Genomic DNA, 9,350 nt, shown 5'->3' with positions numbered 1-9,350 from the left:
GGCACGGTAGTGCGCCTGCCAGGTCGTCTCCGGCTCCGCCGGCGGCACCGGCTGGTAGCCCAGCGCCTGCGCCCAGAACCGCGCCAGCAGGGCCGGGTCGTTCGCGTCGATGGTCAGCTGCCAGAACACCATGCCCCAACGCTAGACCCTGCCGCCGACACCTAGGTTCCTCCGGGCTCGCGGGCGGCCGTGGCCGCCGGCCGGGACACGTGGTGATCTCTGAGGATTGAGTGGTCCTCCTCGGCGCCCACCCTTGGCATCATGCCGAGCCCGCCACCGCAGGATCGGACGGGTAGGCCCGGCGCGGGGTGCGGTCACCGAGCGGCTGGTGCGGGCGAACGGTGTTGTAGATGTGCGGAACAGGTTGACCTCGACCGCGAAGGCGTTACCGTCGCCGATGATCGCGCGATAGAGGTGCTCGTACTTCAGCGTGCCGAAGAACCGCTCGACCACACCGTTGGCCTGCGGGCTTTTCACCCGCGTCCTCACGTGCCGGAGCAGCGGGTCGTCGCCGGCGAACGCGCCGCGAACACCTGGCCGCGGAAGCACGGGCCACTGTCCGAGACCACCGCGATCGGCGCGGGCGCCTCGCCGATCACGAAGCCGTCGACGTCGACGACGTCCATCCGCCCCCCGTCGGCACGGAGGTCATCCAGCCCGGTCAGCCGCTCCGCTTCGGCGACCGCGCGACGCAGACACCCCAGAGCGTCAGCACCTCGACTGGTGGGGGTGACGGTGGCGGCGAGGCAGTACTTGGTGGCGTAGTCGATCACCGCGCAGATCCGCCATATCCCGCCCCGGGCAGTCTCGAACTCGCTGAAGTCGATCTGCCAGACCCGATTCCGCTCCGTCGGCGGATCGGTGAACACCTGCCTGCGCAACCTGGCCCACGAGCGCCGGTCCGCCCGGTAGCCCCGCGGGAGCAACAGGCCACGGCGGCGCAGCGCCCTCTGCACCGTCGACGTCGACACCTCATAGCCGTCGGCGCGCATCATCGCGGCGATCTTCCGATGTCCCCACGCTGGCCAGTCCGCCGCATACTTCGCCGCCACCGCATCGATCGCATCCACCTTCGGCGCTGCCACAGCCCCTTCGGCCGGTCCCCGGCGCGATGCCGCGCCAGCCGCCGCCAATACGTGCGTTCTGGAATCCCAGCGCGCCCAGCGAACCTCGAGACCGACACGCCATGTGCCGCTCTCAGGGCCTCGAGGTCGACGAAGGGACCTCGTCGACGTACTCCGAGCCCTTCTGCCAGATCCGCCGCTGCACCGTCGCCTCCGCCAACGCCAGCTTCAACTGCTCGCACTCCGCCCGCAGCCGCCGCTCGGTCATCGACTGACCGTCATCCGGGCCAGGCAGAGAGTTCTCCATGCCCGCCTTGCCGGCGTCGACGAACCGGTCCCGCCAGTTCCCCACCGTCGCCGACGACACCCCATGCCGACGCGCGGCCTCCGCCAGTGAGAGCTCTCCACGCAGTACCGCCAGCACCACCTGGATCCGCTCGTCCACCGGCACCTGACGCTGCGGTTTCCTCGATCGACTCACCCGGCCATCCTTCCCGACCCCTCAGCCGCGGACCCTGCCGGAAAGTTTGACCCTTGAGAGCCGCAGCACGCCCAGCACGTTGTGGCGGGCGGCGGCCAGGTCGTGGAGGTTGCCCGGCAGTACATCGGAAACCCACAGCGGGATGCCGACAGCGCGCGCAGCGGCGACCTCTAACCAAGGCCCTCAGATCGTTCAAGGAGCGGATCCGGCAGGTTGGCTGCTGGGCCAAAGGTGCCGTAGTCGCTACTGCGGCTTAAGCGCAACCCCGGCTCCCCTTGGGGTTGCGCCTCCGCCGAGTGGGCACGAGCATCGCTGCAAGCAATCGATCGGCGCGGGAGGCAACCCATGACGGCCGAGGCACTGTCCTACCTTCACGGGGCCCACCAGATCCCACTGCTGGGCGAGACGATCGGCGAGAACCTGGACCGCACGGTCGCCAGCTTCCCTGACCACGACGCCGTGATCAGCGTCCACCAGGGCGTGCGTCAGACCTACGCCGAGTTCCACGCCGCGGTCACCGAGATCGCTCGCGGCCTGCTCGCGCTGGGCATCGAGCCGGGCGACCGGGTCGGCATCTGGTCCCCCAACAACGCCGAGTGGGTGACCCTTCAGTACGCCACCGCGAAGGTCGGCGCCATCCTCGTCAACGTCAACCCCGCCTACCGCACCTCCGAGCTGGCCTACGCACTGGCGCAATCGGGGGTGACCACCCTGGTGCTCGCGCCCCGCTTCCGTCAAGCCGACTACCTCGCCATGCTCGACGAGGTGGCCGAGCAGGTCCCGGCGCTGAAGCGGCGGATCGTGCTCGGGCCGGAGGCGCCGCCCGGCGCGATGCGCTGGGACGACCTACGCGAGGCAGCGGCCCGCGCGTCCGTCGACCAGCTCCGTGCGCGCGAGGCGCTGCTGCAGTTCGACGACCCGATCAACATCCAGTACACCTCGGGCACGACCGGGTTCCCCAAGGGCGCCACTCTGTCGCACCACAACATCCTCAACAACGGCTTCTTCATCGGCGAGGGCTGCCGCTACAGCGAGGCCGACCGCGTCTGCATCCCCGTGCCGCTGTACCACTGCTTCGGCATGGTGCTCGGCAACCTCGCCTGCACCACCCACGGGGCGGCGATGGTCTACCCGGCCGAGTCGTTCGACCCGGAGGCCACCCTCGCCGCGGTCCAGAGCGAGCGCTGTACCGCCCTTTACGGAGTCCCCACAATGTTCATTGCCGAGCTCGAGCACCCCCGCTTCACTGAGTTCGACCTCTCGAGCCTGCGCACCGGCATCATGGCCGGCTCGCCCTGCCCGGTCGAGGTGATGAAGAAGGTCCAGTCGCACATCCACATGGCCGAGGTGACCATCTGCTACGGCATGACCGAGACCAGCCCGGTCTCCTTCCAGACCGCGCCCGACGACCCGGTCGACAAGCGCGTGTCGACCGTCGGCCGCATCCACCCGCACGTCGAGGCCAAGGTCATCGACCCAGAGCACGGACGGATCGTGCCGCTTGGCCAGCCTGGCGAGCTGTGCACCCGCGGCTACCTGGTAATGCTCAGCTACTGGGAGGACGACGAGGCCACCGCGGCCGCGATCGACCAGGCGGGCTGGATGCACACCGGCGACCTCGCCACGGTGGACGACGACGGCTACACCAACATCGTCGGCCGAATCAAGGACATGGTGATCCGGGGTGGGGAGAACATCTATCCGCGCGAGGTCGAGGAGTTCCTCTACCAGCATCCGGCCATCAGCGACGTGCAGGTGGTCGGCGTGCCGGACGCGAAGTACGGCGAGGAGCTGTGCGCCTGGGTGCGGCTCAAGGAGGGCCAGGCGGTGGACGGCGACGAGCTGCGCGATTGGTGCAAGGGCAGGATCGCCACCTTCAAGATCCCGCGCTACTGGCGCTTCGTCGACAGCTTCCCGATGACGGTCACCGGCAAGGTACAGAAGTACAAGATGCGCGAGGTCTCCATCGCCGAGGAGCGACTGGAGGACGCCGCACAGATCGAAACCGCCTGAGCCGAGGGCTGCGCGGCGTCGCAAGCCCAGCCCTGGGGAGTGGCACCTTTGGGATGGTCGGCCGCTGGCCATCACGCTCGCGCAGCGTACCGCCTCAGCGGCCCCTCACATGATCATCTTGTGCTCGAACTGGGGCTGAGCGTGACGTGCTGGAGGGTGCGCCAGCGCTGGGTGAGCAGCGCGAAGCCGCGCTCACCCAGGCACCGGGCGGAGCGGATGAGGGCGTTGCGGGTGCGGGTATTGATGTCCAGTTCCTTCGCCCCAGCGGGCTTTCACCGGGACGTGCACGCCGGCCCCGGCGCCATCGTAGCCAGGGTCAGCTCGGCCAGTTCAACTGGCGGTACTCGCGCCGTGGGCGGCCTTCCATGCCCGGACAGGTTCGGTCACGAAGCGGATGCCGGCAGTGACACAGAACTCCGCAGCGTCCTCGGACAACGCTTCCGGGGTGTTGAGCAGCAGGGCGCCGAGGCGGCGCCGGTCGGCGACCTCAACGGGCTGCGCCGGCAGGCGCGCGTACCGCTCGCCCGCTTCACCCCAGTGGCGATGGTGCGGGTCCTCCAGCCGGGCGAGGAACCCGGCCACGACGTCGGGCCACCATGGCGTACCCCACCAGTGATCGCACGCCAGCCCGCCGTGAAGCGCGGCGCGCTGCGCCGCGAAGTCCAGGCCGCGCCGTTCGGCGCTGGCAGCGACGCCGCCGAGCGCTTGGTCCATGTGGTCGGCGAGCTCGTCGAGCTGCTTACCGGCGAGTTGGCCGAGCGTGCGCCCGTCCGGCAGGACCCGGTCGGGGTCCGACAGCCGTTGGAAGACGTCGGCGAACAGCTCGTCGGTGAAGTCGCTGTCCAGCTCGGCGAGGTCCTCGGTCGCGACGAGCTCCTCGCCGGCGTAGGCGAAGGCGTTATCGAGGTGGTCGTCGAGGATGCTGCGGACGAGTTTGGTGGTGGCGACGTTGGCGCGCAGCATCCCGCCGTCATGGATGCGGCCCTCACCGTGCCAGTCCTCGAGCGGGCTGTTGCGCCAGGTGCCGTTGGTGATGCCGATCGCGGCCAGGTCCAGGACCACGGCGGCATCGTTGGGGTCGACGCCGACGTGCTCGCGGAGGAACAGCGGAATGCTTGCCGGATCCGGCTCATACTTGCTGGTCACTGCGATCACGTCCCAATGCAGCGGGCGTCCGCGTTCGACAGCCCGCTCGAGGCTTGCCGTCACCGGCGGACCCTAGCAGTTGAGCCCGACAAGCCGAACCTCCAACTCAAGTGCAACGATTCACCAAGGGTTGCGGTGGTGATTCCGCCAGAATCGGCGCGGGCTCAGAGTTCGATCGCAAGTCCGTCACTGAGGTCATGGCCAAGATCCAAGTCGTGTGGCTGGATGGCTCGTGCCAGCTCGTGCGGCTCGGGCGGGGGCACCACCAACGGATCGTCCGTGCCCCGCCAACCCCGAGCCGGCCCATCGAGCTCCTCGGTCCAATCAATACGGCTAGCTGCGGCGTGCTTGCTGGCGTCGCGGGTCCACCGCGCGTCCAGCGCCTCGACGGGATCGGTGTCGCGGTAGGGGCCGGCCTGCTGGGTGGCCGCGTCAACGAACACGTGGAACTCCTCCACGCAGCGGGTGGCCATCGAGTAGGCCGACTGCCGCGAAGTCTGCCAGCCGCCCGGCAGCACCAGTACCACCGCGGCCTGGCCGCCCTGCAGCTTCAGCGCGTGGCCGGCGTACCCGAGCCGCAGCGGCTGGGCGTCCTCATGGATGGCGGGCTGGACGGTGACGGTGCGGCCGTCGTCGACGCGGACCACGACCTGGCCGCGATCCGGATCGACGGCAAGGACCTGGCCGGCAGTTCCGTTCGCAACGTAGGTAGGGAGAAGGTCGTCGTTGGCGCGGTAGGGGCGGACGAACCGCACCCGGTCCCCGGCGTAGAACTGCTCACCGCGGCTGTAAGCCCGATCCACGACCGTGACTGCGGGGCCGGTGAGTTCCCCAGCAGCATGGCGCCGGGCTTGGCACAGCGCGTTGAGGGTATCGACCGTGGCGTTGTCGGTGTCGGTCACGATCGCCACCCCTTCGAGCCCACGAGCACGGCGGTGCTCGTCCCAGGCGTGCACGACCTCCTTGACCGCGGTCGACCGGTCCGGTGCCAGGTGCAACCGGCCGCGGGCCTGCAAGCTGGCGAGCGCATCGGGGGCGTGACCGTCGCGGATCGCCTGGCACGCCTCGCGGTCGGCGAGGTCGCGCTGCCGGACGACGCGCGTGAGCTCGACGTGGCCGCCGACCGCCTGGTCCACCAGGCGCTGCCAGCCGCCCGGGCCAACCGGCTGGGCCTGCTCCGGGTCGCCAAGGGTGCGGATCGCGGCCGGGCCGGCCGCGTCGAGCAGGGCGGCCATGCGCGGGGTGTCCACCATGGCGGCCTCCTCGACCAGCACCACCCAGTCCCCGGTGGGCTTGAGCCTGCCGGTGGCCACGGCGCGGGCGAACGCCTCGACCGTGTAGCCCTGGTCCAGGCTGAGCTCGCGGGCGGTGCGCCGGGCGGTCTCCGCGGCGGTGGAGACGAGCACGACCTGCTGGCCGTTGCCCCGGTAGGCGCGCAGCAGGGCGCGGAGCAGGGTGGTCTTGCCGGTGCCGGCGCGGCCTTCCAGCGACGCCCATCCGACCGGCGCCCCAAGATGCCGCAGTGCCGCGAGCTGCTCCTTGGAGAGCCGCGGGCCGGTCAAGTTAGCAAGTTGGGCGGCGCGGCCGAGCAGCTCGGGCCGCGGAGCCAGCGTGCGGGTGGCGGCCTTGGCGCGGGCGACCTGGACGATCCTTCGTTCCTGGGCGAGCAGGGCCGCGGTGGTGAATCCCGGCCCTTGGGGGGTGGCGACCGGGACCAGGTCCGGGCCGGCCAGCAACCGGTCGAGGAACGCACGGGCCTCTTCGGCGTCGAGGAGGCCGGTGGCGGCCTGGTAGGTGGCCTTGGTGAGAGTGGCGGCATCGAAGGTGGCGTCCTGGTGGGTGAGGCCGTCGGGGGCCAGCAGCCGCGCCCGCACGGCCGCCTCCCGCTCGGCCAGCGGCCTGGACGCTCGCCTCCGCTTGCGGAGCGGGGTGGGGGCCTGCAGGCTGTGGCGGGCTAGGACGGCGTGGTAGGCGGGCCAGTGCGGCGCTCGGCAGGCGTTGCTCTTCGGGGCGCGATCGCGCGGCGAGCCGGCCGCGCTCCCGCAGGGTCGGCGGCCGGCCGCGCCGGGCCTGGAAGGCGGCGACCTGCTGTTGGAGGTGGCGGTGGCGGCTGGAGAACAGGTCGGTCAGGCGCCGGTCGACGCCGGCGAGCTCCCAGGTGCGGCCCTTGCGGGTCTCCTGCCAGGTGAGCTGGTAGCCCAGGCGTTGCAGCTCGGCGGCCAGCTCGCAGGAGTAGATCGCCTCGGCGGTGGTGGCGAACTGGTAGACGGGCCGGGAGTCGATCGCCAGGAAGCGGCCCTGGCAGAAGGCCAGGTTGAAGATGAAGGCGTGGCTGTGGAGTTGCGGGTCGGGGGGCCGGCCCGGCTCGGTGGCGGTCTCGCTGGTGGGCCGGCTGGTGTGGTGGGTGAACACCGCCACGGCAAGCTCCCCGGGCGCGTGGAGCTGCTCGCCGTCGATGGTTGGCCGGCAGGCCGCTACCCGCGCCTCCAGCTCCTCGAGGGTGAGGCGGACGGCGGCCTGGTGCGCGCGTTCCAGGGCTGCCGCTCGGTAGGGGTGGCGAACGGCAGCAGGGCAGAGACGGACTTGGGTGGGCTGAGGTTGCAGTCGATCCCCGGCACGCGCATGCCACCGTGCGGGAGCGGCGCGCCGGTGATCGGGTCGGGCTTGGTGACGTGGGAGGTCTTGACCAGCCGGGCGCCGGTGAGGGGGTGCCGGCCGGCGGCCAGGCGCTGGAACGCCGCCCGGTCCAGCCGGTCCAGGCCGAGCCGCTGCCACAGCCGGCCGTGGAGTTCGGCGGCTGCCTCGCAGGGGGTGCCGTCGGGCCTGAGGTAGTAGTCGGCCTGGCCGTGTCCGCCGGCGAGGTAGCGCCACAGGTCCCCGCCGACGCGGGCGATCATTGTGGCCTGGAACTTCCTGGGCACGAACACCCGCCACACTCCTGCTGACCTGTCTCGCGATGAGGCAAGCCAACGCCCAGGCGCTCACTGGAGACCTCACAGGAGCCGCCGCCGAGCGCTCGACGCCGACACCTGGAACTGGCCGCGCCGGAACACCGTTGAAGGCAGACGCGTTACGCTGTCCGGCTGCGCCGGGCCGCTCACAGGCCGAGGAACGGCCTCGCCTTCGGCGCCGCGGCCCGGATCCTGCACCGGACCACGGACCGGCCGTTGTCGCGACCGACCGGCCGCATCCCACGGCATGCGGCGGTCGCCTCAAGGGCGCTTCGCGGTCCTTCGGACCGGCCTTGCCGGCCGTCCTTGACCCGACCGCCGCCACCGCGGGCCGGTGACACCGGCCGCCCCGGCGGCGTAGAGACCGGGCCGCCCGGCCGCGACCACCCTGGTTCTGATTCTGGCGGAATCACGCCGTCCGCGCCCGGTGCGACCGGGACCTTGTGGCGTCCACCTCACCGGCCGCGACTGCGGCGTGGACACCACTTAGGACCCGTCACAGAATTACTTATGCGTGTAGTGTCCCGGTATGGAGGTGACCGAGGAGGCGCTGGCGGCGATGTTCGCGGTGCTGTCGCCGCATCTAGATGAGCGGCAGCGGCGCCTGCTGGCCGGCGCGCAGGCGCGGGCGCTGGGCCGCGGCGGGATCGCGATGGTCGCCCGTGCGTCGGGCCTGAGCCGCGCCACGGCCAAGGCCGGGACCACCGAGATCGACCACGGGCCCGAGCGGACCCGGCGGGCCCGCCGGCCAGGCGCGGGACGCCCCAAGGCGACCGCACACGACCCCGACCTGCTGCACGCCTTGGATGCCCTGGTGGAGCCGACCGCCCGGGGCGACCCCACCTCGCCGTTGCGGTGGACGTGCACGTCGACCCACACCCTGGCCGACGAGCTGGGCGCGCAGGGCCACCCGGTCAGCGCCAACACCGTGGCCGGGCTGCTGGCCGGGCTGGGCTCCTCGTTGCAGGCCACCGCCAAGCAGACAGAGGGCGCCCAGCATCCCGACCGGGACGGCCAGTTCCGCTCCCTCAACGAGCAGGCCAAGGTGCATCTGGCCGCGGGGCAGCCGGTGATCAGCGTCGACACCAAGAAGAAGGAGGTGGTCGGCAACCTCGGCAACACCGGCCGCGAGTGGCAGCCCAAGGGGTCTCCGGTGCGGGTGGAGGTGCACGACTTCCCCGACCCCAACATCGGCAAGGCGATCCCCTACGGGGTCTACGACCTGGGCGCTGATGCCGGTTGGGTGAGCGTGGGCGACGACCACGACACCGCCGCGTTCGCGGTGGCGACGATCCGCCGTTGGTGGCAGCTGGTCGGCAAGGTGGCCTATCCCGAGGCGAGCAGGCTGCTGGTCACCGCGGATGCGGGCGGGTCCAACGGGTATCGCAGCCGGCTGTGGAAGGTGGAGCTCGGCAAGCTTGCCGCCGAGACGGGCCTGGCGGTCACGGTGTGCCACTTCCCGCCTGGCACGTCCAAGTGGAACCGGATCGAGCACCGCCTGTTCAGCCAGATCTCGATGAACTGGCGCGGCCGCCCGCTGGTGAGCCACGAGGTGGTCGTCGACCTGATCGGCGCGACCACCACCCGCACGGGCCTCAAGGTCCGCGCTGAGCTTGACCGCGGGTCCTATCCGACCGGGGTCAAGGTCACCGACGCGGAGTTGGGCGCCGTGCCGCTCACCCGGCATGGCTGGCA

General features: G+C 71.2%; 8 protein-coding genes. 2 read left to right on the top strand and 6 right to left on the bottom strand.

Translation table 11 applies throughout. From position 1 onward, the window contains the following. From VG276_12610 to VG276_12600, 3 genes are all read right to left on the bottom strand, one after another. Positions 1-132, bottom strand: a 132-nt coding sequence (locus VG276_12610; protein ID HEV8650220.1) for a VOC family protein, incomplete at its 3' end; no start/stop codon positions are given. Positions 133-485: 353 nt separating this feature from the next. Further along, entirely contained in the window at positions 486-1,070 is a 585-nt protein-coding gene (locus VG276_12605) for an IS3 family transposase (GenBank protein ID HEV8650219.1), read from the bottom strand. A gap of 127 nt (positions 1,071-1,197) precedes the next feature. Next, positions 1,198-1,509, bottom strand: coding sequence for a helix-turn-helix domain-containing protein (locus tag VG276_12600; GenBank protein ID HEV8650218.1), 312 nt, complete (start codon positions 1,507-1,509; stop codon positions 1,198-1,200). A gap of 381 nt (positions 1,510-1,890) precedes the next feature. Between VG276_12600 and VG276_12595 the strand changes: the two genes are divergently transcribed. Continuing rightward, positions 1,891-3,558: an AMP-binding protein gene (locus VG276_12595; GenBank protein HEV8650217.1), complete on the top strand. Its 1,668-nt coding sequence runs from the start codon at positions 1,891-1,893 to the stop codon at positions 3,556-3,558. Between the two features lie 330 nt (positions 3,559-3,888). On the opposite strand, the gene VG276_12590 is transcribed toward VG276_12595, so the two are convergent. The 3 genes from VG276_12590 to VG276_12580 form a co-directional block, all read right to left on the bottom strand. After that, a complete protein-coding gene (locus VG276_12590) occupies positions 3,889-4,704 on the bottom strand; it encodes a hypothetical protein (GenBank protein ID HEV8650216.1) in 816 nt (271 codons plus the stop codon). 164 nt (positions 4,705-4,868) lie between these two features. Continuing rightward, positions 4,869-6,578, bottom strand: coding sequence for an AAA family ATPase (locus VG276_12585; GenBank protein ID HEV8650215.1), 1,710 nt, complete (start codon positions 6,576-6,578; stop codon positions 4,869-4,871). A 600-nt stretch (positions 6,579-7,178) separates the two neighbouring features. Continuing rightward, positions 7,179-7,631 carry a relaxase domain-containing protein gene (locus tag VG276_12580; GenBank protein ID HEV8650214.1) on the bottom strand — a complete coding sequence of 151 codons (453 nt, stop codon included), beginning with the start codon at positions 7,629-7,631 and terminating at the stop codon, positions 7,179-7,181. A gap of 553 nt (positions 7,632-8,184) precedes the next feature. On the opposite strand from VG276_12580, the gene VG276_12575 reads away from it, so the two are divergent. Then, a partial coding sequence (locus VG276_12575) for an ISAzo13 family transposase (protein HEV8650213.1) occupies positions 8,185-9,350 on the top strand: 1,166 nt, incomplete at its 3' end.

It is taken from the genome of Actinomycetes bacterium (assembly GCA_036000965.1).
In the GTDB taxonomy this organism is placed as follows: Bacteria; Actinomycetota; CALGFH01; order CALGFH01; family CALGFH01; genus DASYUT01.
This window is presented reverse-complemented; position numbering and strand designations above follow the sequence as displayed.

Bases quoted from the DNA above. Each gene is read 5' to 3' on its own strand.
- VG276_12595 (HEV8650217.1), top strand. From the start codon at position 1,891: ATGACGGCCGAGGCACTGTCCTACCTTCACGGGGCCCACCAGATCCCA.